This window comes from Sphaerisporangium sp. NPDC088356, from assembly GCF_040685555.1.
Lineage (GTDB): Bacteria > Actinomycetota > Actinomycetes > Streptosporangiales > Streptosporangiaceae > Sphaerisporangium.
Genome location: NZ_JBFBIK010000010.1, coordinates 41,418 through 66,848 on the forward strand (window position 1 = coordinate 41,418; position 25,431 = coordinate 66,848).

General features: G+C 71.4%; 16 protein-coding genes. 5 read left to right on the forward strand and 11 right to left on the reverse strand.

Annotation, left to right across the window (positions count from 1 at the left end; translation table 11 throughout):
• Positions 1–20 precede the first annotated feature (20 nt).
• The gene (locus AB0O34_RS06485) at positions 21–2,120 is read right to left on the reverse strand and encodes a SpoIIE family protein phosphatase (protein WP_363913306.1); all 2,100 of its coding nucleotides are present in this window, start codon (positions 2,118–2,120) and stop codon (positions 21–23) included.
• Between the two features lie 607 nt (positions 2,121–2,727).
• On the opposite strand from AB0O34_RS06485, the gene AB0O34_RS06490 reads away from it, so the two are divergent.
• The gene (locus AB0O34_RS06490; protein WP_363913308.1) at positions 2,728–2,883 is read left to right on the forward strand and encodes a hypothetical protein; all 156 of its coding nucleotides are present in this window, start codon (positions 2,728–2,730) and stop codon (positions 2,881–2,883) included.
• A 212-nt stretch (positions 2,884–3,095) separates the two neighbouring features.
• On the forward strand, positions 3,096–4,820 hold the full coding sequence (locus AB0O34_RS06495; RefSeq protein WP_363913387.1) for a hypothetical protein: 1,725 nt from the start codon (positions 3,096–3,098) through the stop codon (positions 4,818–4,820).
• A 15-nt stretch (positions 4,821–4,835) separates the two neighbouring features.
• Here the strand turns inward: AB0O34_RS06495 and AB0O34_RS06500 are convergent, their stop codons facing one another.
• The 6 genes from AB0O34_RS06500 to AB0O34_RS06525 form a co-directional block, all read right to left on the reverse strand.
• Positions 4,836–6,641, reverse strand: a complete 1,806-nt coding sequence (locus tag AB0O34_RS06500; protein ID WP_363913310.1) for an ABC transporter family substrate-binding protein — start codon at positions 6,639–6,641, stop codon at positions 4,836–4,838.
• A gap of 39 nt (positions 6,642–6,680) precedes the next feature.
• The gene (locus tag AB0O34_RS06505; RefSeq protein ID WP_363913312.1) at positions 6,681–8,792 is read right to left on the reverse strand and encodes an ABC transporter ATP-binding protein; all 2,112 of its coding nucleotides are present in this window, start codon (positions 8,790–8,792) and stop codon (positions 6,681–6,683) included.
• Positions 8,789–9,697, reverse strand: a complete 909-nt coding sequence (locus AB0O34_RS06510) for an ABC transporter permease (RefSeq protein WP_363913389.1) — start codon at positions 9,695–9,697, stop codon at positions 8,789–8,791. Before AB0O34_RS06510 ends, AB0O34_RS06505 begins: the two co-directional genes overlap by 4 nt.
• A 3-nt stretch (positions 9,698–9,700) precedes the next feature.
• The gene (locus tag AB0O34_RS06515; RefSeq protein WP_363913314.1) at positions 9,701–10,684 is read right to left on the reverse strand and encodes an ABC transporter permease; all 984 of its coding nucleotides are present in this window, start codon (positions 10,682–10,684) and stop codon (positions 9,701–9,703) included.
• Positions 10,685–10,909: 225 nt separating this feature from the next.
• Positions 10,910–13,264 (reverse strand): AAA family ATPase, encoded by a 2,355-nt coding sequence (locus AB0O34_RS06520; protein WP_363913316.1) that lies wholly within the window; start codon positions 13,262–13,264, stop codon positions 10,910–10,912.
• Between the two features lie 208 nt (positions 13,265–13,472).
• On the reverse strand, positions 13,473–15,302 hold the full coding sequence (locus AB0O34_RS06525; RefSeq protein ID WP_363913318.1) for a hypothetical protein: 1,830 nt from the start codon (positions 15,300–15,302) through the stop codon (positions 13,473–13,475).
• 320 nt (positions 15,303–15,622) lie between these two features.
• On the opposite strand from AB0O34_RS06525, the gene AB0O34_RS06530 reads away from it, so the two are divergent.
• The 3 genes from AB0O34_RS06530 to AB0O34_RS06540 all read left to right on the forward strand — a co-directional run bounded on the left by AB0O34_RS06530 (position 15,623) and on the right by AB0O34_RS06540 (position 18,974).
• Complete coding sequence (locus AB0O34_RS06530; protein WP_363913320.1) at positions 15,623–17,176, forward strand: MFS transporter; 1,554 nt, start codon at positions 15,623–15,625, stop codon at positions 17,174–17,176.
• 60 nt (positions 17,177–17,236) lie between these two features.
• The gene (locus AB0O34_RS06535; protein ID WP_363913322.1) at positions 17,237–17,998 is read left to right on the forward strand and encodes a DoxX family protein; all 762 of its coding nucleotides are present in this window, start codon (positions 17,237–17,239) and stop codon (positions 17,996–17,998) included.
• 403 nt (positions 17,999–18,401) lie between these two features.
• Positions 18,402–18,974, forward strand: a complete 573-nt coding sequence (locus AB0O34_RS06540; protein WP_363913324.1) for a dihydrofolate reductase family protein — start codon at positions 18,402–18,404, stop codon at positions 18,972–18,974.
• 267 nt (positions 18,975–19,241) lie between these two features.
• Here the strand turns inward: AB0O34_RS06540 and AB0O34_RS06545 are convergent, their stop codons facing one another.
• The 4 genes from AB0O34_RS06545 to AB0O34_RS06560 all read right to left on the reverse strand — a co-directional run bounded on the left by AB0O34_RS06545 (position 19,242) and on the right by AB0O34_RS06560 (position 25,162).
• Positions 19,242–19,586: a hypothetical protein gene (locus AB0O34_RS06545; protein WP_363913326.1), complete on the reverse strand. Its 345-nt coding sequence runs from the start codon at positions 19,584–19,586 to the stop codon at positions 19,242–19,244.
• 250 nt (positions 19,587–19,836) lie between these two features.
• Positions 19,837–20,844, reverse strand: a complete 1,008-nt coding sequence (locus AB0O34_RS06550) for a LacI family DNA-binding transcriptional regulator (RefSeq protein ID WP_363913328.1) — start codon at positions 20,842–20,844, stop codon at positions 19,837–19,839.
• Complete coding sequence (locus tag AB0O34_RS06555) at positions 20,841–23,711, reverse strand: glycoside hydrolase family 3 C-terminal domain-containing protein (RefSeq protein ID WP_363913330.1); 2,871 nt, start codon at positions 23,709–23,711, stop codon at positions 20,841–20,843. Before AB0O34_RS06555 ends, AB0O34_RS06550 begins: the two co-directional genes overlap by 4 nt.
• A gap of 239 nt (positions 23,712–23,950) precedes the next feature.
• Positions 23,951–25,162: an ROK family transcriptional regulator gene (locus tag AB0O34_RS06560; RefSeq protein WP_363913332.1), complete on the reverse strand. Its 1,212-nt coding sequence runs from the start codon at positions 25,160–25,162 to the stop codon at positions 23,951–23,953.
• Positions 25,163–25,431: the final 269 nt, after the last annotated feature.

The following is a 25,431-nucleotide window of genomic DNA, read 5'->3' on the forward strand; positions in this document are numbered from 1 at the left end:
AACCCTTATGACTGTTTCATTCAGTCACTCTTTGTGGCGGCCGGCACATGAACGGCGAGCACCGTGACGTCATCGTCCTGCTCATACCCCGCCAGCATCCGATCCACCAGGAAGTCAAGCAACATATGCGGATTTCCTAGGACTTCAGGAGGCGCCTCGCCGACTACAGAACAAAGTTCCGCGAGCCCGGCGTCGAGCCCTCGCTTGCGGTTCTCCACGAGGCCGTCCGAGTAGAGCACCGCGGTGTGACCCGGCGGGACGCAGAACCGGAACTGCTTGCGGATGGTCGGCCAGCCGAGCGGGGTGCCGGGCTCCCCCTCGGACAGCACGGCGGTGCCCTGAGGCGACACCAGCAGGGGCGGCGGGTGACCGGCCAGCGCGAGGGTGCCCTCGCCGGTGCCGGGCTCGACGACCATGTACGCCAGGGTCGTGACCTGCTCTTCGTCCTCGGTGGCGTCGAAGACCCGGTCGAGACCGGTGAGCACGGCCGCGGGCGGCGGGTTGGTGAGGGCCAGGGCGCGCATGGCGTTGCGGATGCGGCCCATGCCCGCGGCGGCCTTGACGCCCTTGCCCATGACGTCGCCCACGACGGCCGCCACCCGGGCGTCCTGCAGGACGAACGCGTCGTACCAGTCGCCGCCGACCTGGACGTGCCTGCTGCCTGAGCGGAAGCGCTGGGCCAGCACCAGGCCGGGGATCACCGGCAGGCGGTCGGGCAGGAGGCTGCGCTGCAGCGTCTCGGCGGTGCGGTGCTCGCGCTCGAACAGCGTGGCCCGCTCCACGGCGAGCGCGCACTGCCCTGCCAGGGCCTCCAGGAAGACGCCGTCCTCCTGCGAGATCTTCTGCGGCCGGGTGAAGGCGAACCGGAGCGCGCCGAGCGCCCGGCCCGCGGCCAGCAGCGGGAGCCCGACCCACGCCCGCTCGTCGCTGTGGGCGAGGAAGCCCGCGACCACCGCCTCGTCGCCGCCCGCCTCCACCAGCTGGGCGCGGAGGCTGTCGGGAGACTCGGCGAACACGGGCCTGCGGCTGTTGACCGCCATGGTCATCACGCTCGACTGCGAGAGCGGGATCTCCTCGCCGGCCGCCCCGGGAACATCGGGAAGGCCGCCGCTGTTGGTCAGCTTCAGCGCCGCCCGATCGGTGTCGAGGAGGGCGACGGCCGACCTGTCGGCGGCCAGGGCGGTGCGGCCGACGTCGATGATGACCTGGACGACCTGCTCCACCGTGAGCGCCTCGGCGAGCATCGCCGTGGCGCCCTGCAGGCGTGCCGTGCGCAGGGCGGCGGCGCCGAGCTGGTCGGTCAGGCGGCCCCGCATCTCCTCGGCCTCACGCTGCGGCGTGACGTCGCTGTTGGCGCCCACCCACTCGATCACCCGGCCGTGCCGGATGATCGGGACGGCCCGCACCTCGAAGTGGCGGTAACCGCTTGCCCGGGTGCGGACGCGATAGCTCCACTCGAACAGGGTGCGCCCGCGCAGGGCCTCGCGCCATGCCTCGTCGGCGGCCGGGCGGTCGTCGGGATGGACGGCCTCCAGCCAGCCGTAGGCGTTGTACTCTTCGAGGCTCTGACCGGTGATGGCCCGCCACTGCGGGGCGTCCTCGATCACGGCGCCGGTGGGCGAGGTGATCCACACGAGCTGCTGCTGCGACTCCACCAGCGAGCGGTAGCGCTCCTCGCTGCGGCGCAGCTCCTCCTCGGTGAGCTGGCGCTCGGTGACGTCGACGCCGAACATGGCGACCCCGGCCAGCGCGCCCTTGTCGCCGTGGATCGGGTAGAACGACAGGGTCCAGTGCCGCAGCTCGCCGGTGGCGGACATGCTGCGGTAGCGCTGGTCGCCGTTGGCGACCGCGCGGTGCTCGTCGACGACCCTGCGCAGCGCCGCGTCGATCAGGGCCGAGAGGTCGGCGGCGAGGATCTCCGACGCCGCGTGGCCGGCATGCGCGTCGGCGGCCACACCGCTGATGTCGGCGAAGCTCTCGTTGACCCGCTGGAACCTGCCGGCCGGGTCGAAGAACGCGAAGGCGAACGGCGCCTCCGCGAGCAGGCCCTGGAACAGGGCGGGGTCTGAGATGTCCACACCCGACTCCCGGGGACGGGGCACGGAGGTTTCGGCGCTCATGGTCGGCACCTCCGTCGCGTGCCAGGGTCTCCCACGAGGCACATCTCCATAACTGTGATTGGTAGCGCGGAACTGCACTACATCATCGGCGATGGGCACGCGCGGACGGAAGCCCCGGCCGCGATGCGGTCAACGCATCCTGTCAAAAACGCGCCGCGGTGTGCAGCAAGATCGGCCGACTTTCTCGGCACTCGCCCCTTGGTCTGCTCGGTCTCCGCCACCCCGGCCAAGCCTTCACCTTCCGCCACCTCGACCCGCACGGTAACGCTCGTGCCGTAGGGCACGGCGTGTCCGGCAACCGGACGCGCTGGGGAACAGCTTCCCACAGGAGAGGGCGTCCGGTGCCGGATGTGCCCCTAACCCTTAGGGGTTGACACCTCCGCGATACAAGATGGAATGGGTACGCACGCCCCCTCAGCGCACTGGTCCGGGGGATGGATCTCCCCCGGCTCACCGGGAGGATGCGAAACCGCCCATGCCTGCTCTAGCAACGCGTTTCACCTGGGGAACCGCCGAACCGCGAGTATCCGGGCCAAGCGAAGCCCAATCGCGAGCAGCCGGACCGCGCGAGCTCGTCAGCGCGCGCCTTTCCGACGAGTTCCTCATCGTGCCCATCGAGATCGTGGAACGATGTGTGGAGGATGTGTGGGCGTGCGCCGCCCACCTCGGTGTCGACATCACAGCACCCGTCGTGGAGCGCATCGCGCGTGAGCACCTGCTCGCGCTCGCCAGCTCCGCGCCCCTCGTAGGCCCTCCCAGCTGACCGGGTCCCGGCACGGGTAACACACATGCCCCCTGGCGGTGACACTCGCAGGCCCAGGTGGGTAACAGTCGGGCCTTCCGGGTAACAGCGGGGTCACCAGGCGGCGTTCCGTGCACCGTTTGGGGCTGGAATGCGAGAAGGTAAGGGGCGTGAGCCGCCGACGACGACGAGACCCCCGGGGCACCCAGCCGCCGGACGACGTGTTCGCGGAGATGCTTCTGGCGGCCCGCGAGCTGCTCGCCGTCCGCACCCCGCTCGACGCCGAGCTGATGGTCTCCGACATGCTCGGCGCGTGGTGGGGCCGCCGCCTGCGCCGGGGCGACGTCGAGGAGTTCCTCGGCGAGGGCCTGGTCGACTACGCCGCCAAGGCAGGCACGCCCGCCGCGCTGACCCTGCTGATCGCCGTGGCCTACCTCGGCACCGCCCGGCAGGCCGCGAAGGCCGAGGGCGCGGCGCTGGCCCTGATGGAGTCCGACGTGGCGAGACCGCGCTGGGCGGAGCGGGTTGGAGCGGTCAAACCCCGGGGCTGCTACGTCTCCAGGGACGCCTACGGCGACCAGGACACCGTGGTGTGCACCTTCGCCTACCGGGGCTTTCCCGACCAGTCCGCGCAGGGCCGCGTCGGCCAGCAGTCGTCTTCCGGCAAGGTCGGGGTGGCGGGTCCCGGCCACCGTTCCGGTGCGAGCGGGCACGATCGCGGCTCAGAAGCCGCTGAGACGGCAGGCGGCGACGGCGCCGACCTGGTCGCCGGGCACGAGGCGCCGGGCCTCGGCACGGCAGAGGGCGCCGTGGCCGAGCGGGCTCCCGAGGCCCACAGCGAGGATTCACACGCCCTGGTGGTGATCGTCGACTACAACATGCGGGGCATGGCCCGTGACGCGTGGGTCTCCTCCCAGGTCGACAGCCTGCTGGAGAAGGCCGGCATGGAGGCCGCGGGCAATCCCATGCTGCGCTTCGAGGAGATCGAGCCGCAGCAGGCCAGGGCGCTTCTGGAGTTCGCCATGAAGGCCACGACCGAGTCGCTGGGCCGCAAGTCGCCCAAGCTCGTGAGCGACAGCTACAGCGCCTACCACGCCTTCGCCAGGGCGCGGATCAAGGCACTGCCCCCGGGCCGCAAGCGCCCCGCCCCGCTCTTCAGCGAGGCGCCGTACAGCCGCGACCGCCGCGCGATGCTCGCGGCGGAGTTCCTGGCCTCCGACGCGGCCGAGCACCTCTCCGACCCCTCGGCGGCGTCCCGGTGCGCCGACCACATCATCGACTACGGCTGCGACCAGGATTTCAACCGCCCGCTGCGGGTCAGCCCCACCAAGTGCGAGACGTTCCTGCTCGACTGGCTGCCGCGCAAGGTCCTCCTCGACCCCGCCGAGCAGGAGGCCATGCCCCACGTGCTGCTGTCGTGGGTGCGGTTCGCCGCCCCGAAGACCGGGCTGCCCGAGGAGGGCGTGCGGGCCACGCTGGACGCCGTCTGGGAGGCGACGGGCCGCTTCACCGAGGCCTACCGCGATCCGACGACCTTCGGCCTGGACCGGTCCCTCGTCGAGCGCCTGCTGCCCGACGGCGACCTGTCGGCCCTCGCCAGGCGGGCGTTCGCGTTCCCGTTCCTGGAAGGCGTGCACGGCGACATCGACCTGTCGGCCCTGCATCCGGCCGAGGACGCCGACCGCCGCATCCTGGTGGAGATCGACCACGCGGACGAGCGCGACCGTCCCGACTACGCCGAGCACCTGGCCTGGCACGAGGAGATCGCCAAGCGGCTGTGGGACGGCGATCCCGAGCAGATGTGGGAGGCCGCCCAGCGCCTGCTCGACCTCGGGCACGACCGGCACGACGTGCTGCACGTGCTCATGGAGATCGCCGAGCGGATCGGCGACCACCCCGACGAGCTGGCCGCCGCCCTCGACGACATCGCCGACATCCCCGACGAGCCCTCCGCCTAGCCTTCCGGCGCCCCGCTAGCCGCTGAAGCCGATGTCGGCGTATTTCAGGGTGTAGAACCCGGGGGCCCCGATGTTGGCGAGCGTGGACTTCACCCCCCAGTTCTGCGGCCGCTGGTAGAGCGGGAGGACGTTGACCTTCTGCCAGATCAGCTTGTCGGCCTCGTTGGCGTCGCTCCTCGCCCGTTCGGCGTTGAGATCGGACGAGGCCCGCTTCATCGCCGCGTCGATCTCGGGGCTGCCCGACCTGCCGAAATTGGCGTTCCACCGGACCTTGCCGTCCGACGACTTGACCCCGTTGGCGTACGTGCCGTAGCTGCTGGAGACCGGGAAGGGAGTGCCGATGTAGGAGAACGGCGCGATGTCGAAGTTTCCGGGAATCACGTACTTGGAGAAGAAGTCGTCGTTCGGCACCGACTGGATGGTGACCTTGACGCCGATCCGCTCCAGCATGGCCTGCGTGAGCTCGCCCTCGGACTTGCTGAGCTGGAGCCCGGCGGGGATCACGAAGCGGACGGTGAGCACTTTGCCGGCCTTCTGGCGGGTGGGGCTCGCCCGGCGCCAGCCGGCGGCGTCCAGCAGCCGCTCGGCCTTGGCCGGGTCGTACTTCCCAAGCGCGCCGGAGTTGTCCTGATAGCCCGCCTGGGTGTTCATGAAGAAGTGGTTGTTCAGCAGCGCGCTGTTCCAGTTGAGGCCCTGCAGGTCGGACCGCGCGATCACCTCGCGGTTCAAGCCGAGGACGATCGCCTGGCGGACCTTGGCGTCGGAGAGCGCGGGACTTTCGCCGTTGAACGTGAAGTGCCGGAAGTCCGGACCGGCGGCCTGCCGGATGACCGCCCCCCTGGCGCTCCTGGCCCTCGCGTAGTCGGGCGCGGAGGGCCCGACGTCGAAGACGTCCAGCTCGCCGTTGGTGAACGCCCCGACCAGCGCGTCGGTGTCCAGCGAACGATAGATGATCTTGTCGAGCTTGGCCCTGTCACCCCACCAGGCGTCGTCGCGGACGATCGTCGTCGTCTTGGCCGTCTGGTCGAAGGAGGCGAACTTGAACGGGCCGGCGGTCACGGGGATCCGGTTCAGCCAGCTCGTGTTGAAGGCGTCCGGCGTCGCGTTCGTCGACTTCGGGTAGAGCGGCCAGAACAGCGACTGCCACTCGGAGAACGGGCTCTCGAAGGTCACCACCACCTCGTAGTCGTCCCTGCCCCGCGCGACGCTCGCGATGTCCTGGTATCCGGTGGTCGCGGCGACGTGGAAGTCGGGGTTCTTGCCGTTCAGGGCCTTCCACTGTGCCTCGTAGTCCTGCCAGGTGATCGGCTTGCCGTCCGACCACCGGGCCCTGCGGTTCAGCGTGTAGGCGACCACCTGCCGCGGACTGGTCGCGGTCACCCGGGCGTCGGTGACGTAGTCGGTGTTCGGGGTCGGGGTGGCCTTCTCGTCGGAGCGGAACGCGGCGGGCATCAGGGCGTCGATGACCTTCTTGACCTCCGCCAGGTTGCCGTCGACGTGGTTCAGGTTCCACTGCGTGGGGAACTCGGTGAGCCCCCAGTGCAGGACGCCGCCCTGCCTGACCCGGTCGCGGGGCATCGGGTTGATGTCGAACGCCTTGATCGCCGGCGCGATCTTCCCCGTGGCCGTACCCCCCGAGCCACCCGAGTCGTTCCCGCAGGCCACCGGGGCGAGCGACAGGGTGACGGCGAGGGCGACGGCCACCAGCGGGCCCCGGCGAGCGCGCGCGAGGGCTCTGATCGGCGCGCCCACCGGCGAGGGCGCACCGGCTTCTCCGCACGGCTCCCCCGCGCCCGGCCGTCCCCTCCGGACTGCAGTCACGTTTCCTCCTATATATAGGTATATGTCCGGCATTGGCCGCTAGACGACGTCGAGCTTCTCCGCGTAGTGACAGGAGGCCCCGTGGTCGTCACCCAGCGGGCGGACCTCGGGCTCCTCCTCGACGCAGCGCACCCGGCGCACATCCGTGAGGGCCTTGAACTTGGGGCACCTGGTGCGGAACCGGCAGCCCGAGGGGGGGTTCGCGGGGCTGGGGAGGTCGCCGTCGAGCAGGATGCGGCGGCGCTCCCGCTCCTTGTCGGGGTCGGGGATGGGAACCGCGGACAGCAGGGCCTGGGTGTACGGATGCATCGGGGCGCCGTACACCTGGTCCACCCGCCCGATCTCGGCGATCTTGCCCAGGTACATCACCGCCACGCGGTCGGCGATGTGCCGCACCACCGACAGGTCGTGGGCCACGAACAGGTAGGACAGGCCGAGACGGCGCCCGAGGTCGTCGAGGAGGTTGATCACCCCGGCCCGGATCGACACGTCGAGCGCGGACACCGGCTCGTCGAGCACGATCAGCCGGGGTTCCAGGGCCAGCGCCCGGGCGATGGCGATGCGCTGGCGCTGCCCGCCGGAGAAGTCCTGGGGGTAGCGGGAGGCATCCGCCGGGTCCATGCCGACGAGTCTGAGCAGTTCGCGCACCCGGGCGCCGGTGTCCTTCCGCCCGTGGGCGACCAGGGGCTCGCTCACGAGGTCGTGGACGGTCATCCGAGGGTCCAGCGAGGCGAGGGGATCCTGGAAGACCACCTGCAGGTGCCGCCGGAGGGCCATGCGGTCGCGAGGGGTCAGCTCGGCGGTGTCACGCCCGAACACGACCACCCGGCCTCGCTCGGGCGTGACCAGCTCGAGGATCTCCATGAGCGCCGTGGTCTTGCCGCAGCCGGACTCCCCCACCAGGCCGAGCGTCTCGCCCCCGCGAATGTCGAAGCTGATGCCGTCGACGGCGTGGACCGTGCCGACCCGATGCCTGAAGACCGCGCCCTTCATCAGGGGGTGGTATCTCACCAGGCCGTCGACCTGGAGCACCACGGCGCGCCGCTCGCGCGGCAGCCGTTCGGAAGAAGGCGGCGCCCCGACGACGCCCGGAACGGAACAAGGCGGCGGCTCGGCGGCGCCCAGGCCGGCAGGAGGCGGAACGGCCACGGCCGGGACCGCGCGGACCGGCGTGGCGGCGGCCGGAGAGGAGCCGATCTCGTGCGCGCGGATGCAGGCCGCCCGGTGGCCCGGAGCCACCTCCGCCGGCGGCGGCTCGGCGAGCGAGCACTCGGGAACGGCCATCGGACATCGGGGCTCGAACGGGCAGCCGGGCGGCAGATCGGCCGGAGAGGGAGGATTGCCCTCGACCGGCACGAGCGGCACCTCCTTGCCCGCGTCGACACGGGGCACCGCGGCCAGCAGGCCGATGGTGTACGGCATGCGCGAGCGGTAGTACACGTCGCGCACCGTGCCGACCTCCACCTCGCGCCCCGCGTACATGACGAGCACGCGGTCGGCGAAGCCCGCCACCACCCCGAGGTCGTGGGTGATCAGCACGATGGCCGCGCCGGTCTCGCGCTGGGCCTTCTTGAGCACCTCGAGGACCTGGGCCTGGATGGTGACGTCGAGCGCGGTGGTCGGCTCGTCGCAGATGATGACGTCGGGGTCGTTGGCGATGGCCATGGCGATCATGGCGCGCTGCCGCATGCCGCCTGAGAACTCGTGCGGGAAGGCCTTGGCCCGCTGCCGGGGGCTCGGGATGCCCACCAGGTCGAGCAGCTCCACGGCCCGCTCGGCCGCCCTCTGGCGGCTCACCCGCTGGTGGACGCGCACGGCCTCGGCGATCTGGTCTCCCACGCGGTAGACCGGCGTCATCGCCGAGAGCGGGTCCTGGAAGACCATCGACATCGTGCGGCCGCGGAAGCCGGCGAGGTCCTTCTCGGGAGCGCCCAGCAGCTCCCGGCCGTGCAGGAGCACCGAGCCGGCCACCGTGGCGTGCCTCGGCAGCAGGCCCATCACCGCCAGGGAGGTGACCGACTTGCCCGCGCCGGACTCGCCCACGATGCCGAGCACCTCGCCCGCCTCGACGGAGTAGCTGACCTCGCGCACGGCCCGGACGTCGCCGAAGCGCACCTCCAGGTCGCGCACCTCCAGGACCGGGCCGCTCACCCCCGCCTCCTGGCGCCGGGATCGAAGGCGTCGCGCAGGGAGTCGCCGATCAGGTTGACCGCGAGGATCATGATCACCAGGCCTCCGGCGGCGAACCAGAACGACCACGGGGCGTACAGCGCGGTCCGCGAGCCGTCGGCGATCAGGCTGCCGAGCGAGACGTCGGGCGGCTGGATGCCGAACCCGAAGTACGACAGGCTCGTCTCGGTGAGAATCGCGGCGCTGACGTTCAGCGTCGCGTCCACGATCAGCAGGGACGCGAGGTTGGGGATGACGTGCCTGAAGATGATGGTGGAGGGCGGCACCCCCATGAACCGCGCCGCCATGACGTACTCCCGTTCCTTGATCGCCTTGGTCATCCCCCGGACGATCTTCGAGGTGACCATCCACAGGAACAGCGTCAGCATGATCACGAACAGCAGCCAGCGCCCCCCGGTGAACAGCGGCGACATGATCGCCAGGATCAGGAACGCCGGTAGGACCAGGAGCAGGTCGGCGACCCACATGAGCGTGCGGTCGGTCCAGCCGAGGAAGTAGCCGGCGAACGAGCCGACCGCCGCGGCGACGCCGGTGGACAGCACCGCGACGAGCAGGCCGACGATCAGCGACTTCTGCGCTCCGCGCAGCGTCACGGCGAACACGTCGGTCCCGGTCTGGAGCGTTCCGAACCAGTGGCCCGGCGAGGGCGGCCGCATGAACGCCGAGAAGTCCATGTCGGTGTAGGACCAGCGGTAGAACAGCGGGCCGAGGAAGGCCAGCAGGAACATGGACACCAGCAGGCCGAAGCCCAGCCGCCCCTGCCGGGAGCGGAAGAAGCGCGCGGCCACCACGCGGGTCCTGGACGGGACGCGGACGCGCTCGACGCCCGCCTCGACCTCGGCGAACTCCTCCTCCGGCAGCGTCATCATCTAGCCCACCCGCACCCTCGGGTCGAGGAAGGCGTGCAGCACATCGGAGGCCAGCGAGGCGAGCAGCACGGCCAGCGCGGCGAAGCAGCTGATCGCCGCGACCATGTTGACGTCGTTGGTGCGGATGGAGGCGACCAGCTCCTCCCCCATGCCGTGCCAGCCGAAGACCGACTCGGTGATCGTCGCGCCGACCAGCAACGAGCCGAACGTGAACGCGAAGTAGGTGACCGCGGGGATGAGCGCGGTCCGCAGGGCGTGCTTGACCAGCGCGGTGCGCCGGCGCAGCCCCTTGGCCATGGCCGTGCGGACGAAGTCGGCCTCGATCACGTCGAGCATCATGTTGCGCTGATAGCGGCTGTAGACGGCGACCTGCCCGACCGCGAGCGAGAGCGTGGGCAGGGCGAGGTGCTTGACGCGGTCGAGCAGCGCCGCCCCCACGCCGCCTTCGAGCCCCGGGCTGGTCTCGCCGCTGACCAGGAAGATCTGCGCGCCGAGATGGTCGTTGAGCCAGACCGCGCCGATGATCAGCATGTTCGCCAGCACGACGGTCGGGATCGCGAGCACGAGGAAGGCGGCCACGGTGGACAGCCGGTCGAACCAGCCGTACTGCCCGACCGCCGCGCAGGCCCCGATGAGGACCCCCGCCACGCTGCCGAGCACCACCCCGAGCAGGATCAGCCGCAGCGTGACGCCGAGACGGCGCCCGAGCTGGGCGTCGACGCTGTCGCCGTTCCAGGTGCTGCCGAAGTCGCCACTCGCCACTCCCCCGGCCCACCTGAGGTAGCGCTCGAAGAGCGGGGTGCGGTCGTTGAGGTTGTACCGCGAGAGCTGGGCGTCGACCACCGCGGCGGGCGGGCGGGGAGTGCGCCCCTCGTAGTTGGACCGGGGGTTGAGCGCGGTGGCGGCCAGCATGTACGCCAGGCTCGTGGCGACGGCGATCAACACCGCGTAGTTGACCAACCGGCGGAGCAGGAACCCTGCCATCGCCCCCCTTCCGCCGATTGCCACGTCATGCCGGATGACCCGCCGCGAGGGGCGGCATGCGACCCTCCGTGCCCATCCTGCTACATGACGTAACCATCCGGTGACAAGAAAGTGGTCGATCGGGCCAGGTGTCGGACCCGATGACCCTCAGGTGCCCGGCTCCGGCCGGTCGGCGAACCTCGCGACGCCGCCGCCGAGCGCCTCCCGAAGAGGGACCGGGCCGGTCTAGCGGTCGGCGAGCTCGTCCACCGCTGTGCGCACGTCGTCGCTGGTGATGGTGGTGAGATCCTCGGCGCTCGCGGTGCCGCCGCGCCCGGCGAGCCGTACGTCGCGCCCGAGGGCGGCGCGCTCGAACAGCGAGCGGGCGAAGCGGCCGTTGCCCAGCTCGTCGATCAGGCCCTCGGCGCAGACCCACGAGAACACGTCGGCGAGGTCGCGCTTGGCGGACTCGTCGAAGCGGTCGCCCGAGTGCTCCGCCAGCAACCCCGCGATCTCGGTGAGCTCGGCCGGGCTGTAGGACGGGAACGTCACGCGCTGGTTGAACCTGCTGGCCAGGCCGGGGTTGGTGGCCAGGAAGCGCTCCATCTCAGAGGCGTACCCGGCCAGGATGATGACGAGACGGTCGCGGTCGTCCTCGGCGCGTTTCAGCAAGGTCTGCACGGCCTCGACGCCGAAGGCGTCTCCCCCCTGGTAGCCGCTGTTGACCAGGCTGTACGCCTCGTCGACGAACAGCACGCCGCCGAGCGCCCGGTCGACCAGCTCGTTGGTCTTGATCGCCGTGGCGCCGAGGTGCTGGCCGACGAGGTCGGCCCGGGAGGCCTCCACCACGTCGGGGCGGGACAGCAGCCCGAGCGCGGCGAAGATGCGGCCGAGCACGCGGGCCACCGTGGTCTTGCCGGTGCCGGGCGGCCCGACGAAGACGAAGTGCCGCATCTGCGGCGGGGCCGGCAACCCCTGCTCCTGGCGCATCCGCGCGACGCGGAGCTGCGCCGCGATGGCCTTGACCTGCCGTTTGACCGGTTCGAGACCGGCCATGCGGTCGAGATCGGCGAGCGCCTCCTCAAGGCTCGGCGTGGCCTGGTAGCCGCGGAACCTGGCGGTGATCTCGTAGAACGCCTTGGTGAGATCGGCGGTGGTCGTGGTGACGAGATCCTCACGGCTGGGAGAGCCGCCCGCGCCCACCACGCGCACGTCGCGGGCCTGCGCCGCCGCCTCGACCAGGCTGCGGGCGAACCGGGCGTTGCCCAGCTCGTCGATGAGCCCGCGGCGGTGCACGTCCTCGAACAGGCCGAGCAGCACTGGCGGGGCGTCCGACGAGAGCCGCTCGCCCCGCCGCGTGCGCAGGAGCTCGGTGATGCGCAGGAGCTCGGGCGGCGAGTAGGTCGGGAACTTGACGCGGGTGGAGAAACGCGACGACAGGCCGGGGTTGGAGCCGAGAAAGGTGGTCATCTCCTTCTCGTAACCGGCCAGGATGACGATGAGCCGCTCGCGGTCGTCCTCCGCCCGCTTCAGCAGGGTCTGCACGGCTTCCGCGCCGAACCTGTCGGACTGGCCCTCGCCGGAGTTCATCAGGCTGTACGCCTCGTCGACGAACAGCACGCCGCCGAGCGCCTGGTCGATCAGCTCGTTGGTCTTGATGGCCGTGGCGCCGAGGTACTCGCCGACCAGGTCGGCCCGCTGCGCCTCTACGACGTAGGGCGTCTCCAGCAGGCCGAACGCGTAGAAGATCTTGGCCACGGTGCGCGCCACGGAGGTCTTGCCCGTGCCCGGCGGCCCCACGAAGACGAAGTGGCGCATCGGCTGCCCGGTGGAGTAACCGGCCTCCGCGCGCAGCCGGGACGCCTCGATCGAGGCCGCGATCGAGCGCACCTGCTCCTTGACCGGCTCCAGGCCGATCATGCTCTCGAGCTCGCCGAGGGCCTCCTCGACGGAGATGGGCGGAGGCGTGCCGCGCTCGGGCGCGCCGTCGCGCTCGCCGCCGCCGTCCCTGACGCGCTGCCTCGCCTGGACGGACGACGCCTGCGCCTGCGATGCCGCGAGCCTGCGGCGCACCTGGCTGGCCTGGATGAGGCGGTAGACCAGGACGGCGACGGCCACGCCGTACGCCGCCCACAGCGCGCCGTCGGGGGAGAACGTGGCCACGGCGAAGGTGACCATGGCCGCCGCGCCGAGGGCGGCGAGCGTGGTCACCCACGGCGTCACCCATCTGATCAGGTGGGCGGCGATCCCGACCAGCACGCCGAGGAAGATGAACAGCGTGGGCAGCGAGGAATGCGGCTGCACGTAGCCGCCCATGACCACCATCACCGACGACCACGCCACCACGACGAGCACGGTCGCGGCGGCGCGGGGGAAGCGCAGGGTCAGCTCGGCGAAACCAAGAAGTAACAGCGTGGTGAGGAACGTGGACAACGGCGACCAGCCGAGCACGACCGCGAGGATGAGTGCGCCGATGAGGACGGCCGCGAACATGACCCGTCTCGTGGCACGGGAAAGCTGGAAATAACGTAGTCGGACATGCTCGAACGCCTCACGGGCCGCGGCGCGCCCCGCCGGCCGGGCCCTGTCGGAGTCCCGCATTTTGCCTCCCCGGTCGCCTCCCGGTTATACCGCACAAGGGCCCCACGCGCGCGTCCCCGGGCGCGTGCCCTGCACAACGCGCCGCGAGGTCCCTACGGAGAGGAGCCCTCGACGGGCGGGAAACGCTCGGGGACCCGGCTTTCGACGGTCCTGGGACACGCTGCCGTACAGGGATCAAGGTCCGGGCGAGCCGTGTGGCGTACGGGGATCAGGGTCTGCGGGGGGAGGTGCGGGCCTCGTGGCGGCCGGGGTACTCGCCGACGACGACGTGCTTGGGCGTCACCCGCAGCACGTCCTCCGCTGAGTCCGAGAGGGCGATCCCGCGCACCTCGGCCCAGAAGCGCCGTTCGATCGGGTCGGCGACGAAGACGGCCACCCGCGGATCGCGCTCCGCCGCCGCCCATGCCTCCTCGGCGGCGTTCAGGCGCAGTTCCCCCGACGAGCTCACCGAGGTCACGGCCCCGACGGCCAGCGTGCGGGGTCCTCCGGCGTCGGTGTAGGACAGCACGACGCTGCGGGAGTAGGTGAAGGCCCGCCGCACCTCGGGGCTGAGCGCGACGGAGGGGCTGACCTCGCCCGGCAGCCGTGGACCGCATCCCTCGCAGAGGATCAGCGAGGCCCGCCACGGCCCGGCCGACCCCCGCCACCAGGCGCGCGCGGCCCGCGCCACGAACGCGAGCACCACGACCAGCAGCGCGCCCGCGACCGTCCACCACGCCCGCTCGCCGATCCAGGGGGCGAGCCCCAGGACGGACACGGCTCCCGCCACCGCCAGAGCGGCGGAGGATACGAACAGGAACGCCAGCGCCACCGCCAGCCACCAGTCGGCACGCAGGATGCCGCGCATCCGCGACCGCAGGCCCCCCCTGTTCCGCACGTACAGCATGGCGACCGGGACGCAGACCCCCGCGAGCGCGGCGCGGCGCTCGGCGGCCACCAGGGGCAGCACCGCGAGCACGGCGAGCACCGCCACCAGGAACCACAGGCGCGCGGCCACGATCCACAACGTCACGCCGGTGTTCCGCCGGCCGACGCGCTCGGGCGGGACGGCGGTGAACGCGGCGAGCGCCCGTACGGGCCTGCCCCGCCAGGCCTCGGTGAAGGCGCGGAGGATCAGCACGGCCACCCCGTTGAAGAGCACCAGCCCGAGCAGCCCGGCCCAGAACCCGCCGAGGACGTCCTCCCACCCGACCAGGGTGGGCGCCGAGCCGGCGGCGACCAGCGGGACGACCTCGCTCGCGAGCGACCAGGCCGGCAGCGTGGCGAGCGCCGCCGCGTACGCCGCCACCACGAGAAAGGTGACTGACACGGCGACGCAGAGCCACAGGTCGCGCGCGAGCATGCCGAGCACGTACTTCCACACCGTGATCTTCCGGCCCTGCCGCACGGTCGCCACCAGCACAAGGAGCAGTACGGCCGCGCCGCCGATGCGCGCCTCCACGCGCAGGTCGTACCAGAAGGCCAGGACGGTCACGACGGCCAGGGAGATCGCCAGCAGCACCCGGACCTGCCTGGCCCACACCTCAAGAGCGCGGCGGGAGCGGCCGGTCTCCCGGGGGTCGACCGTCCACGTGGGGTCGTGGTGGTCGCGGGGCCGCTCCCACCGCAGGAACGTCAGGCCGAGGTTGATCCGCGCGCCCGGGTGGTCGTCGTCCCGCCTCAGCGCGGCCCGGTACGCCACGGCGGCCTGCTCGTGGTCCCCGCGCAGCAGGGCGAGGTCGCCGATGAGGACGTGCGGGTCGGGCTGCTCGGGGGCGAACCGCACCGCCTGCTGAGCGTGGGCCCAGGCGTCCCGCCACCGGCCGGGGAGCCTGCGGAGCATCGAGCCCATTCGTAGCCGCGCGGCCCAGGAGCCGGGTGCGAGCCGGACGGCGTCCTGGGCCGCGACGACCGCCTCGGAGTCGCGGCCGAGGCGTTCGAGGGCGAGACTCGTCAGCCGATGCCCCCACTCGCCGTCGGGGTCGCGTTCGACCGCCTCGCCGGCGGCCTCCAGCGCCCCCTCAGGCTGATCACGCGCCAGCCTCGCGACGGCGACCACACACCAGGCCCGGGGATCGGAACGGTCTCGCGGGGATGGCACCGGAGAGGGATCTGACTCGCTGGCGTTCCCCACGCCGTCATGGTCCGTTGCGGATCACCGATTTACTAGGTGTCGGACATATACCTATAGCTCTCTAGAGAGGTCGGCGGCGCCCCAGCTTGATCACCCATCCCACGTGCCCCTGGAGATCATGGCCCCCGGGTCTGGAACGCTTCGCGTGGGCGGGACTCAGCCGTTGCACCAAGCGGCTGAAGAATCACCCGAGATTGGCCTAAGCTGCCACGCATGTTCAGCAGGTCGCGTCCATTTGAGGGCCCATGACCGTTTTGGGCACCCGGCCGGGCGTCCGCCCCGAGGGCACGATCGCGGGCCGCCGGCCAAGCCGGTGGTCGGTGCTCGCCCTGCTCTGTTTCAGCCTGCTGCTGATCGCCGTGGACGCCACGGTCCTGCACATCGCCGTGCCCGCGCTGACCGCCGCCCTGGAGCCGTCGGCGGTCGAGCTGCTGTGGATCATCGACGTCTACTCGCTGGTCGTGGCCCCGCTCCTGGTCACCTTCGGCACCCTCGGCGACAGGTACGGAAAGCGGAGGTTCGTCCTCGCGGGCTATGTGGTCTTCGGGGTCGCCTCGCTGTCCGCAGCCTTCGCGGGCAGCTCGCTCACCCTGATCGCCTCCCGGGCGCTCCTCGGCGTCGGCGGAGCGATGATCATGCCTGCCACATTGTCGATCATCAGGCAGGTCTTCACCGACCGCCGCGAGCGCGCCATCGCCCTCGGCGTGTGGAGCGCGGTCGCCGCCGGTGGCGCCGCCGTCGGCCCGCTGGTCGGGGGCGTCCTGGTCGAGCACTTCTGGTGGGGCGCGGTCTTCCTGATCAACGTCCCGCTGCTCGTCGTGGCGCTGCCCCTGGCCATGCGCCTGCTGCCGGAGTCACCGGGGAACCCCGGCCACCGGTGGGACGCGCCGAGCGCGGTGCTCTCCACCCTCGGCATCCTGTTCCTCGCCTTCGGCCTGAAGGAGGCCGGGCACGGCGCGACGCTCGGCTTCGGCCCCGCGATCGCCATCCTCCTCACGGGCGTCGGGCTGCTCGCGTGGTTCACCGCCCGCCAGCGCGGGCTCGCCCATCCCCTGCTCGACATCGGCCTGTTCGCCCAGCGCGGCTTCGCCGTCGGGGTCCTGTGCGTGCTGCTCTCGGTCTTCGCGCTGGTCGGCCTGGAGCTGATGCTCGCGCAGTACCTCCAGCTGGTCCTCGGCGACAGTCCCCTGCGGGCCGGGGTGCGCATGCTCCCCCTCATGGTCGCGGCCATCGCGGGAGGGCTCTGCGCCGCGCACATCCTGCAGCGCCTCGGCCTGCGCGCGACCATGGCGGGCGGCCTCGCCCTCGCGGGGCTGTCCCTGGCGCCCACCATCGCCTGGGGCACCGAGCAGCACCCGCTCATGCTCTGCCTGTGCTTCGCCGGCATCGGCTTCGGCGTCGAGGTCGCGCTGCTCGCCGCCTCCGACACGATCATGGCGTCCGCGCCGGAGTCACGCGCCGGCGGAGCGGCCGCGATCGAGGAGACGGCGTACGAGCTGGGCGCCGGCCTCGGAGTCGCCGTGCTCGGCACGATCACCACGATCGTGTACGCGCCGTCCGTGGGCACCGTGCCCGGGGTCGAGCCCCAGGCGATGGGACAGGCCAGGGAGTCGCTCGCCTCGGCGGCCCATATCGCCGGAGAGGTCGGCGGGCCGGCCGGCGGCGCCCTGATGGAGGCGGCGCGGGCCGCGTTCGTCACGGCGCTGCACTCGACCGTCGTGGTCAGCGTGGTGCTCCTGGGCGTCACCGCGCTCACCGCCGTGCTCCTGCTGCCACGCCGCGGATCCACCCGTGCATGACGGAAGCGATACAGGGCAATTGTCTGTGCAACGCGGACCGACCCCGAGAGAATGGCAACCGTGAGACGAACCTTGCAGGATCTCGCTTCGCTGGCCGCCCGGCTGGGCGTCGGCGGGATCTTCTTCGCGAACGGCTGGCACAAGCTCGAGTTCGGGCTGACCGCGACGAGCGAGCAATTCGCGAAGATGGACGCCCCCGGGCCCGGCATCTGGGCCGCCACGACCATGCTCATCGAGCTCATCGGCGGGGCACTCCTGGTCGCCGGCCTGGCCGTGCCCGCCTGCGGGCTCATACTCTTCGTCGAGGCGCTCGCGGTGTTCGTGCTGGTGAGCGGGGACACCGGCCTTCCGCTGACCGGCGGGGACATCAACCTCATCGTCGCGCTCGGCGCCGCCTCGGTGCTGCTGGCCGTCGTCGGGGCCGGGCGGCTGTCCATCGACCACCTGGTCGTGATCCGGCGGCGCGACGCGGAGGCGGCCGACGAGATGGCCGCCGACGCCGAGGCGGACGACGTGATCTCCTCGTGGCGCGAGACCTCACGCGAGACCACTCCGCCCAAGGACGCCAAGACGGTGGACGCCGACGTGAAGACCCCCGCGAAGGGTCCGGTGACGTTCCCCGAGGAGAAGCCGTCGTCCGGTGACACCGGGGAGGTCACCGCCCCGCGCAAGACGCGGCCCCGCCGACCCGCGCGGCCCGCGGGCGCCGCGGAGGACACCCCGGCCGAAAGCTCGGGCGACGCTCCCTCGGCGTCCGCAGACAAGCGCGACCGCCTCGTCGCCGGCGGCCGGAAGGCCACCACCGACACCGACGCCGGCTAGGCGCCTGACACCGCTCCATCCCGGCTCCTGACCACCGCTTCACCCCGGCCCCTGCCGGACCACCGCCCTGGCCATGCCGGACCACCGCGCCGGCCCCTGCCGGACCACCGCCTCGGCCCCTCTCGCCTCCGCCTGCCTCCGTGCCTTCCCCGGAGCCGGGGGTCTCGTCGCGCGCCCCTTCCAGCGTGCCGCCGCCCCCCTCCCCTCACCGACAACTATTTTCGTCTTGAAAGTTAGTATCGTCGGCCACAGGGTAGTCCTGTTTTCGCAAGAGCCTCTTCGAAAGCGGGCGACATCAAGCGATATAAGCGACACCGAAAGGAGCAGGGACCGAGAAGGCGTTTAAACAAGGCCATGCACATCCATATATTTGATTGCCCGAACGCAGTCACAAGGAGATCCCATGCGAAAGATAATCGTGTCCCTGTTCACGACTCTTGACGGCTTCGCCACGGGCCCGAAAGGGGACATGGGCTGGGTTACCGATAATTTCGGGGAGAACACCGGGAAGTATGCCCATGACCAGCTATTCGCAGCGGACCTTCTCCTTCTCGGACGAGTCACCTATGAGATCATGGCCGGTTCCTGGCCGTCCATGACCGACGACTCCGGGTTCGCCGACAGGATGAACGAGCTCCCCAAGATCGTGTTCTCCAGGACTCTCAAGGAGCCTCTCACCTGGAACAACGCGACCCTCGCCAAGAGCGACATCAAGCGCGAGGTGTCGCGGCTGAAGGACGAGCCGGGCGATGACATCCTCATCTACGGCAGCGTCAGCATCGTACGCGAGCTGATGAAACTCGGCCTGGTCGACCGGTTCCGTCTCTGGGTTCACCCCGTCACGCTGGGGGCCTCCGGCGCCGATTCCATTTTCGACGGATACGACAAGAACGAGCTCAAGCTCGTCGACACGACCATCCTCGATTCGGGGGTGGTCCTGCTCGATTACGAGCCCGTGACGACCTCCGGCGCCTGACGACCACCACGCGAAGCGAACTTCCCAGACATAACGCTCCACGGCCCTCTTCCTTCGACCCCGGCTCCACCGGAAACGGCATCGCCTCGACCGGACACCGAGAACTCCTCCGGCCGAGGCGATACCCCATGGGAACCCCCCGTTTTCCGGTAGGACCGGAAAGATGTCGCCCTGCTCGTGGCGGCCCTCACTAACGAGCACACGAGCCGCGCCCCCGGGCCAGCCGTTCACGCGGACGGCCACTGGACGAGCGGGAGAGCCGGTTGCTCAGCGGCGCAGGGACGCTCTGAGCCTGGTGACGTCAGGATGCGGCTCCCAGCCACGGCCGGCACAGGTCGCCAGGGCCACGCCCGCCGCCTCGCGCAGCGATTCGAGCAGCGCCGCCGGGTCGATCTCCTCGGCGGCCCGGACGGTTGCCCCGTGCCCTCTCAGCTCTACCGCGTACCCATCCCCGCCACGCCTGACCAGTGCTTCGTACGGGCCGTCCATGAAGGTCAGTGCGCATGTGGCGGACGCGCCTCGGACGAGGTCTCCCAGCTCGGCCAGCCACCAGGCGAGGATCGTGACGGGAAAGTCGAACCATCCGGCTTCCGGGAAGTCCTCGCCGCCCACCCGCAGCCAGACGGGGCCGACGATGCAGCCACGTGCCCGGCACGGGTGCCGTCGGCCATGAGCACCGGCGTGTCGCCGGTGAAGCTGTTGCCCAGGCACGCGTTTCCGAGCTTGCCGAGCTGGAACGCCTTGCCGACCACTGACGCCCGAGGTCAAGCCCCGTGGGAAGATCCGGGCCTGGCACGAAGAGCGCCGGGCCGCGCGGGAAGAGCCTGCGCCGGAGAGCCTGGTCGCGGCGAAAAGCCGGTTCTCAGTGTCTTCTGGTGCTGTCGCGGATGGTCAGGCGGGGTTCCAGGAGGGTGGAGTCGGGGACGGTGACGCCCTCGAGCTTGGCCATCAGCAGGCGGACCGCCTGGTGGCCGACGTCGGCGGCGGGGATGAGCACCGAGGTCAGCGCAGGGCTGGCCCGCTCGGCGACGTCGTCGGGACAGATCGCCACCACCGACACGTCCTCCGGCACCCGCCTGCCCAGCACCCGCAGCGCGCCCAGAACGTGGCCGACCGCCGCCTCATTGTGCACGACCAGCCCGGACAGCCCGGGATGCTGTTCCAGCAGCGCCTTGACGGTGGCGCACACCTCGTCGAAGCTCTCCTCGCACGGCCAGGCGATCGTCGTCATGCCGTGCCCCTGACCGGCCTCGGCGAAGCCCTCCATGGTGCGCTCGGCGTACCCGGTGCCGCGCTTGTAGACGACGGTCGGGGCGCCGAGCAGCGCGATCTCCCGGTGGCCGAGCGAGGCGAGGTGGTCGGCGCAGACGGCGCCCGCACGCGCGAAGTCGAGGTCCACGCAGGTGAGCCCGGAGGCGTCGGCCGGGAACCCGATCAGCACGCTCGGCTCGCCCAGCTCGCGCAGCAGCGGCACGCGCTGGTCGTGGATCTCCACGTCCATGAGCACGAGCCCGTCCACGAGCGCGCTCGCGGCGACGCGCCTGAGCCCGTCGGGGCCCTCGTCGGCGGTCATCAGCAGCACGTCGTGGTCGAACTGGCGTGCCGTGGTCACCACCGAGGTGGCGAACTGCATGAGAACGGGCAGGTGCATGCCCGCGCGCAGCGGCAGGACCAGCGCGATCACGTTCGATCGCTTGCTGGCCAGCGCCCTCGCCCCCGCGTTCGGGTGGTAGCCGAGCGCGCGGACGCTGCGCATCACGCGCTGGCTGGTCGTCGCGGAGATCGCCCGTTTGCCGCTCAGCACGTACGACACCGTGCTGACGGCGACCCCGGCGTGCTTGGCGACGTCGGCGATGGTGACCGTTCTCAACGATCGCCCCCCGTGGCTCCCGGCCCGGTCGCCTGTGCGGTTCTCTGTGCGGGCGCCGGTGTGAAGGCCAGCTCGCTCACCGTGACCCCCTCGTTCTCGAACACGACATAAAGATCATGCACCCCGGCGGCGCCCGCAAGCGGGCATCCGACGCCGACGAGGTCGTACCTGTTCCTCGATGGTGCCACCGACACGGCGCCGACGACCTCCCCGAAGAGCGGATCATCGAGCCGCAGCGTCAGTACGCCGCCCTCGGTGCTCGCGACCGTCAGCTCGCACGCGGCGGCGCCGCCGGCGAAGTCGACCTCCTTGAAGGCGATCCACCCGCCGGGGTCGGTCCCCCGCACGGCGTCTCCGGCCACCCGGGTTGCGTCACGGAGCACGATTCCGTCGTACTCGTCGTTGTCCGCCGCGTCCAGAGGGCGGGCGTAGGGATCGCGCGCCGGGATCCGCTCGCCGGCCACGTCAAAGCGCCCGCAGAGCCGGATGTCGCGCGCGGAGCTGCCCACCAGCACCTTGTGCGGCGCGTCCTCCACCACGAACCTGCCCCGGGTGACGTCCCAGAACGCCAGGTCCGCCACCTGGACGGCCATGGTCACGGTACGGCTCTCGCCGGGCGCGAGCCGTACCCGCTCGAAGCCGCGGAGCTGGCGCAGCGGCTGCTTGACGCGGGAGCGCCGCTGGTGGGTGTAGAGCTGGACGACCTCGGTGCCGGGCCGGGACCCGGCGTTGGTGACGGTGACGGTGACCGTCAGCGTGTCGCCCGGCCCCACCGTCGCCGCCGACAGCCGCAGGTCCGAGTACGCGAAGCGCGTGTAGCTGAGGCCGTGCCCGAAGGGGTAGAGCGGTGTGCCCCGGTAGTACAGGTAGGTCGAGTCGGTGGCGATGATGTCGTAGTCGAAAAGGTCGGGCAGCTCGCGCGCCGAGCGGTACCACGTCTGGGTCAGCCTGCCCCCGGGGTCCTCGTCGCCGAACAGCACGGCGGCGAGCGCGTGGCCGTACTCCTGCCCGCCGTGCGAGGACCACACGATCGCGGGCACGTTCTCCTCGGCCCAGGTGACCGCGAACGGGTAGCCGCTGCTGACGACCAGCACGGTGTCGGGGTTGGCCGCGTGGACCGCCTGGACCAGGGCCTCCTGGGCGGGCGGCAGCCCGAGGCCCGCCCGGTCCTCGGTCTCGCGGCCGTTGACGAGCGGGTGGTCCCCGACGACCACCACGGCCACGTCGGCGGTCGCGGCCAGCTCGGCGGCGGCCTGGGCGCCGCTCTGGACGAGCTCCAGGGTGAGGACGGCCGCCGCTTCCGGGTCGTCGGTCAGCCGCAGGGTGCCGTCCTGCGCCAGCCCGACATGGCGGCCGGTGAAGATGTGGCGGAGCGCCAGGGCGCCCCTGGGCCGCTCGTCCAGCCGGAAGGTCTGGCGCACCTCCCATCCGTTGGGGCCCGGCTGGTCGTTGACGAGCAGGCCGTCTTCGCCGGCCGAGACGTACCTGCCGTTGGCGACCGCCCGCAGCGCGTACGAGCCGCCGCCCCAGTCGAACAGGTCGAACCAGGTGACCCGCGCCTCGCACGCGGGCCTGACCGCGAGTGGCGCGCCGCCGTCCTCCCCGGCCGCCACGTACCCGCCCGCGGCGTGCAGGGCCACCCGGTCGACGCCCTCGCGGAACTCGGTGACGCACCGCTTGGACAGTCCGGCGCGGGCCGTCACCGCGTACGGGAGCGTCCCGCTGTACCAGTCCTCCATCAGGGTGTCGGCGAGCGGGCCGATGACCGCGATCCGCGCGGGCTCCGCCAGCGGCAGGATGCCCTCGTTCTTGAGCAGCACGATCGACCGCGTGGCGGCCTGCCGCGCGAGCGCCTGGTGCTCGGGGCGGTTGACGACCTCCCCGGTGATGTCGTCGTACGGCGTCGCGGGGTCGAACTCGCCGAGCCGGAACCGGATGGCCAGCGCGTGACGGACGGCGGTGTCGACGTCGTCCTCCGCCAGCAGGCCGAGGTCCACCGCCTTCCTGATGTGGTTCAGGGTGTCGCCCGGCCGGTCGTCGTCCTGCGTGAAGCTGTCCAGGCCCGCCTTGACGGCCGCCGCGTACGCCTCAGGCGGGTCGTCGTAGTAGGCCTGCAGGCCCGTCAGGTTCGCGGGCGCGTGGGCGTCGCTGACCACCAGCAAATCCTCATCCGTCCAGGACCGGACGAGGTCGTTGATCAGCGGGCTCAGCGTCGCCGGGCGGCCGTTGACGAGGTTGTAGGAGGGCATCAGCGACACGGCGGCACCGGCCTCGATCGCCGGGCGGAAGGCCTTCAGCTCGTACTCGTGCAGCACCCGGGGCGGCAGGCCGCTGGAGGTGACGCACCGGTCGGCCTCGTTGTTGTACGCCAGGAAGTGCTTGAGCGTGGGCGCGGTCTTCATGATCGGCAGGTCACCGCGCAGGCCCCGGGCGTAGGCGGTGCCCATCACGCCGGTCAGCCAGGGGTCTTCGGAGTAGCCCTCCTCGTTGCGTCCCCACCGGGGGTCGCGCAGCGGGTTGACCACCGGCGCCCAGACGTTGAGCCCGGCGCCGGCGGGGTCCTTGTGGTGGAACGCCACGACCTCGTCGCCCGTCGCCGATCCGACGCTCCGCACCAGCTCCGGGTCCCAGGTGCTCGCGAGCCCGATCGCCTGTGGGAAGACGGTCGCCGGGCCGAGCCAGGCCGGCCCGTGCAGGGCCTCGGTGCCCGTGCGGAAGGCGCTCAGCCCGAGCCTCGGCACCGCCGCCTGGTACTGGTGCAGCAGGCCGATCTTCTCCTCCAGGGTGAGCCTGCCGAGGAGGTCGGCGATCCGGTCCGCGAGCGGCCGGGCGGGGTCGCGGAAGGCGGCTGGCGCAGGTTCGTTCATCTGAGGGGACCATCCTTCGCTCACCGAGGGGCGGATCGAAGCGCTTCGACGCCGAACGTCACTGGCGGTCGAAGCGCTGCGACGCCTCGACGTGCGAAGGCCGTCGAAGCGCTTCGACGATGTATACGAGGATTTCAGCGGTGTTACATCCGGGGTTCTCCTGAAGAGTGCCGGTTTACCGGCCCGGGGTCAAGAGCCCACTTACGCCCGCCAGGTCAGCCCTGCTTCGGCCCGCGAGGTCAGCTCTGCGCGGGCAGGCGGCCGGAGTCGATGGAGTCGAGGAGGCGGGCCGCGGCGCCCAGCGCCGCCGCGCCATAGCCGAGGGTGGAGACGACCAGGCGCGTGCCGCCCGAGCCGGGGGCGAAGCTGCGGCGGGCGAGCTCCTCGCGCGCGGCGGGCAGCACCCAGGGCGCGAGCTCGACGTAGTAGCCGCCGAGGATGACGACCTCGGGGTTCAGCACGTTCGCGATGATCGCCACACCCCTGCCGAGGTTGGCGCCGACGGTGGTGAGCGCGTCGAGGACGCCGGCGTCCTCCCCCCGCGCCAGCCGTACGACCTCGTCGATCTCGGGCTCCAGCTCGGCGGGGGTGGCGTCCGGCGCGGTGTGCTGGAGCACGGCGCCGAGGCCCGCGACGGCCTCCAGGCAGCCCCGGCGGCCACAGCGGCATTCGGGACCCGAGGGGTCGATCTGGATGTGGCCGATCTCCCCCGCGAAGCCCTGGCCGCCCCGGCGAAGCCGCCCGTCCATGATGACGCCCGCGCCCACGCCGACCTCGCCGGTGAGGTAGACGAGGTCGTCGGCTCCCCCGTGCGGGCCGAAACGGTGCTCGGCGAGCACGGCGAGGTTGGCGTCGTTGTCGACCAGGACGGGGAACCCCGGATCGCGCAGCGCCTTGGCCAGGTCGCCGGACAGGTCGACGTCGCGCCAGCCGAGGTTCGGGGCGATGCGCACCGAGCCGCTCACGTCGACCAGGCCCGGCACCGCGACGGTGAGGCCGAGCACGTGGCGGGCCTCCTTGCCCATGCGGTTGAGCACCCGCCGGGCGAGCGCGGCCACGGCGGCGACGGCCTGGTTCGGCGTCGCGGTCGCGCCCGCGAAGGAGCGCCGCCACGACAGCAGCTCGGTGCCCGACAGGTCGACGGCCACGGCGGTCAGGTAGTCGACGTTCACCTCGATGCCGATCGCGGCGTACGGCGAGCCGTCGAGGACCAGCATGGTCGCGGGACGGCCGACGCGGTTCTCGGTGAGGCCGGTCTCGCGGAGCAGGCGGCGGTCGACGAGATCGGCGACCAGGCTCGACACCGTGGCCTTGTTGAGCCCGGTGGACGCCGCGATGTCCGCCCGGGAGCAGGGCGCGTTCTCCCGCACGAACCGCAGCACGACGGCGAGGTTGGCGGCCCTGACGTCGGCGAAGTCCGCCGGTTGAGGGCCGGTGTGCGTATTGATCAAAATCAGCCCCGTTTCCGCTGAGCCCCGGTGGGCTCATCATGCCGCATCGTCGAGCAGGTGGTCATACCTCGCCCCTGCGCTCCCTCGTCGCGCCGCGTCATCAATCTGTGACCCCCACCCGGGCCAACGCCCGCGGCCGTCCCTTGTGGCGTAGGTCACCCTCGGGCTAATTTGTTTGGTCGGAAGACGAACTAACTCTACCTCGGAGCCCGCCCCTGCCAACAGCCTTGACAGGGGGCGTCCGCTGACAGAACGAAACGAAGGGAACG

Bases quoted from the DNA above. Each gene is read 5' to 3' on its own strand.
- AB0O34_RS06485 (WP_363913306.1), bottom strand. From the start codon at position 2,120: ATGAGCGCCGAAACCTCCGTGCCCCGTCCCCGGGAGTCGGGTGTGGAC.
- AB0O34_RS06495 (WP_363913387.1), top strand. From the start codon at position 3,096: ATGCTTCTGGCGGCCCGCGAGCTGCTCGCCGTCCGCACCCCGCTCGAC.
- AB0O34_RS06510 (WP_363913389.1), bottom strand. From the start codon at position 9,697: ATGACGCTGCCGGAGGAGGAGTTCGCCGAGGTCGAGGCGGGCGTCGAG.
- AB0O34_RS06515 (WP_363913314.1), bottom strand. From the start codon at position 10,684: ATGGCAGGGTTCCTGCTCCGCCGGTTGGTCAACTACGCGGTGTTGATC.
- AB0O34_RS06520 (WP_363913316.1), bottom strand. From the start codon at position 13,264: ATGCGGGACTCCGACAGGGCCCGGCCGGCGGGGCGCGCCGCGGCCCGT.
- AB0O34_RS06530 (WP_363913320.1), top strand. From the start codon at position 15,623: ATGACCGTTTTGGGCACCCGGCCGGGCGTCCGCCCCGAGGGCACGATC.
- AB0O34_RS06540 (WP_363913324.1), top strand. From the start codon at position 18,402: ATGCGAAAGATAATCGTGTCCCTGTTCACGACTCTTGACGGCTTCGCC.
- AB0O34_RS06555 (WP_363913330.1), bottom strand. From the start codon at position 23,711: ATGAACGAACCTGCGCCAGCCGCCTTCCGCGACCCCGCCCGGCCGCTC.